General features: G+C 56.4%; 4 protein-coding genes. 1 reads left to right on the forward strand and 3 read right to left on the reverse strand.

What is annotated here, in order from left to right; genetic code table 11:
- Positions 1 to 259 precede the first annotated feature (259 nt).
- Positions 260 to 463: a hypothetical protein gene (locus TX82_RS00520; protein WP_005008063.1), complete on the reverse strand. Its 204-nt coding sequence runs from the start codon at positions 461 to 463 to the stop codon at positions 260 to 262.
- 251 nt (positions 464 to 714) lie between these two features.
- The gene (locus tag TX82_RS00525; RefSeq protein WP_005008065.1) at positions 715 to 1,566 is read right to left on the reverse strand and encodes a flagellin N-terminal helical domain-containing protein; all 852 of its coding nucleotides are present in this window, start codon (positions 1,564 to 1,566) and stop codon (positions 715 to 717) included.
- A 196-nt stretch (positions 1,567 to 1,762) separates the two neighbouring features.
- On the opposite strand from TX82_RS00525, the gene TX82_RS00530 reads away from it, so the two are divergent.
- Positions 1,763 to 2,359: a DUF8042 domain-containing protein gene (locus TX82_RS00530; RefSeq protein WP_005008067.1), complete on the forward strand. Its 597-nt coding sequence runs from the start codon at positions 1,763 to 1,765 to the stop codon at positions 2,357 to 2,359.
- A gap of 361 nt (positions 2,360 to 2,720) precedes the next feature.
- Here TX82_RS00530 and TX82_RS16445 read toward each other — a convergent pair.
- Positions 2,721 to 3,024: hypothetical protein (locus tag TX82_RS16445; RefSeq protein WP_222822934.1), on the reverse strand; the 304-nt coding region annotated here is incomplete at its 5' end.

Raw genomic sequence — 3,024 nt, forward strand, 5'->3', positions numbered from 1 at the left:
AGAGCGAAGACTAACCGGCCCCACAACGTGAGGAGGAAACAGGGTAATCCCCCTCGAGCGAACGATGGCCGATGGGTCCGCTCCAAACGAACCCATTGCCACGAATAGACTCACACCGTAAAACCCAACGGGCAATACAGCCTGCCTTCACACCGGGATTCCCGGCATGCCCCGAACAGAAAATCGAGTGAAGCAGAAAGGATGAAGGTGCGCGGCAGTGCGCACGGTTGCGGGCTCGCCGCGGGAGGGAAAAACCGCGTCAGCCTTCGATGCGGGCGTAGGCCAGTTCCTTGGCGATGCGGATGGCCTCTTCCACGAATTGCTTGTAGGCCCGGTCGGTGTCCTTGTGCTGGGTCTGTTTGACGATCTTCTCGCCGTTGGCGTCGATCACCAGGTCGAGCACGTTGACGCCGGGGGTGACGTGGTGTTTGCGGATTTCAATCTTGATGGTGTTGACTTCCATTGCTGGTCTCCGGAAATGGACTGAGTTTCTTTGGAATCAAGGGATTTAAGTACCATTTCAGGGGGCAGGAATCAAGCGCAAATTCCGGGCAATGCCTGGTGTGGTGCGGCAGGGATGGAAATGGCCTCGCAAATCAACATTCCCCGTATAACACGCACCTGCAGGAAAAGGGGGAGCTTATTGGAACGGGGCCTCGGACCATCCCACGCCTTCAACGCATTACCCCATCCCCCGCACGTCGTGGGGCCGCGTCAGGTGTTGATGTTGAGCAGGCGGCCCACCCGGTTCTCGTTGGACCGGTTCTGGATGCCGAGGGAACGAATGGACGTCTCCACCCGGGTGAGTTCCTCAGTCAGTTGAGAAATCGACCGGGCGAGGTCCGTGCCCGCAATTTCCTCTTCAGCCGCAGCCAGGTTGACAATGATGTCGCGCGTCGTGGCGGCGGTGGTAGCCAGCCGGTTCGAAACCGACCCCACGTTGGCCCGGGTCTGGTTGATGGTCCCCAATGCCGTGTCGATGCTGTCGATCGCCGTGAGCGCGTTGTTCACGGTGGTGATGTCCAACCCCGCGAGGCCCAGCGTCGTGGTGTCTGTGGCTTCGACCACGTTCAGGTTGATCTGGTTTTCCGCTCCACTCCCGGAACCCACCTGAATATTGACCTGGTTGGGCGAACCCGGGGCGAGGTCCCCATTCAGGATATTCTGGCCGTTGAATTCGAGGGACTGCGAGATGCGGTCGATTTCCCCCAGCACCTGTTGAAACTCCGTATTCAGGATGCCGCGCTCGGTGTCTCCCAGCGTGCCGTTGCTGGCCTGCACCGCAAGCTCCCGTCCCCGTGCGGCCAGTTCGTTGATGGTGGCGAGTCCACCTTCGGCCACATTGATGAAGTTGGACCCGGTCTCGATGTTCCGGCTGGTCTGGGAGAGCGCGCGGATCTCCGCATTCAGCCGTTCGGACAGGCCCAGTCCCGCCGGGTCGATACCCGGGTTGACGATGCGGTTTCCCGAGGCCACCTGCGCCAGCGTGGTGCGCAGCCCGGACTGGTTGCGTTGAATCAGGGTCAACAACCGACTGGTGGTATTCGGATCGATGGAGCTGGCCATGCTCATTCTCCTTAGGGGGTCCGTGGTCAGACCCCTCAAAAATTTTTGACTTTATAATCAAAGTTAATAATATTGGGACAGGATGTCAAATCGGTCGCCCGAATGCGGCGCCTTCCGCCCCCCTGGGTCATCCAACACCGCCCTCTCCGGTGGCGGCGGTCTTCTTCCACTTCCAACACTCTCATCAGGTCTCCCTATGAAAATCTTTATCAACGGCAACGAAGACAAAAGCTCCTACACTCAAACCATGCTGGGTGACCTGCTGGAACATATCCAGAAAGAAACGTTAAACGACGACCAGTTTTTATTTAAAGTCCGGGTCAATGACCAAAACGTGGAATTTGGCTCCAACGAGTTCAAGGAAACCTCCCTGGCCGAGGTGCAAAAGCTGGAGATTGAAACCTCGACCATGAACAACATGGTCAACGAAAACATCCAGAACGCCATCGGCTACCTGGAGCGCCTGATTCCCGGTCTGCAACAGGTGGCCCAGATGTTCCGCGAAGGCAAACAACAACAGGCCAACCAGTTGTTCATGGACGTCGTCGACGGAATCGACTGGTTTTCCCAACTCGTGGAGCTGGTGGTGCAGGCACGACAACTGGACGTGAACAACACTCAGTACAGCGGCAAAACCCTGTCCGACCGCAAGGAAAAGTTACTGAAAATGACCCAGGCGGTGCTGGAGGTCCATAAGAAACAGGACTGGATTCGCCTGGCCGACCTGCTGGAATACGAATTCCTGCCCTATTACCAGGACTGGCTTGAGGTCCTGCCCCAACTCAAAAATTGACTTTTTCTGGCTCCCGCCCTCCCCACCCCCTGACTCGGCCCTTTCAACCTTTCTGTTTTCAATAAGTTAAAAAATATTCAATCTTTTTTTATTTTTCCCTAAAGTCTCATGTGCGAACGCCGTTAAGGAAATAGGGTTTGTTTTGCCCGGGGCTTGGTTACCCGATGGCAGACCCAGTCATATTCATTAAAAAACAATAAGTTGCTTGAATTGACGCATCATGGAACGGTACATAAGGATTGACGGGGTGAGCTCTGAGGATTGATTTCCTTATTATTTTTTTGAAGGAATCCGGGTCAGGAAAGTTCAGTTCGCCTGTACTTCTTAACGGATTAAAAAGATAAGACTTGAGCAATTGGGATCACCGGCACCCAAAAAAGCCGGAAAGCAGGTCACCATGGCAGAAATAGACAGCAATTTCCCATTCAATCGCATTGGTCTCCCCCGCCTGGGGGAGGACAACAACGATGAGGGCCCGGTCAGTCGGTTGCGCCGCGCGCAAGAGGAGCGCGAGGAGAGGAGAGAACAAACCCTCCGTACCGGCCAGCCGACCGACCGGGTGAATCTCGGACCCCGCCCTCAGCGGGAGGTCCGCCCGGTTGAGGACGTGGTCCGCCGCCAGGTGGAGACGACCCCGGTTCCGCTCCGGGACCTTGGCGTGAACC

Origin of the sequence: Nitrospina gracilis 3/211, assembly GCF_000341545.2 — a bacterium.
Classification (GTDB): domain Bacteria; phylum Nitrospinota; class Nitrospinia; order Nitrospinales; family Nitrospinaceae; genus Nitrospina; species Nitrospina gracilis.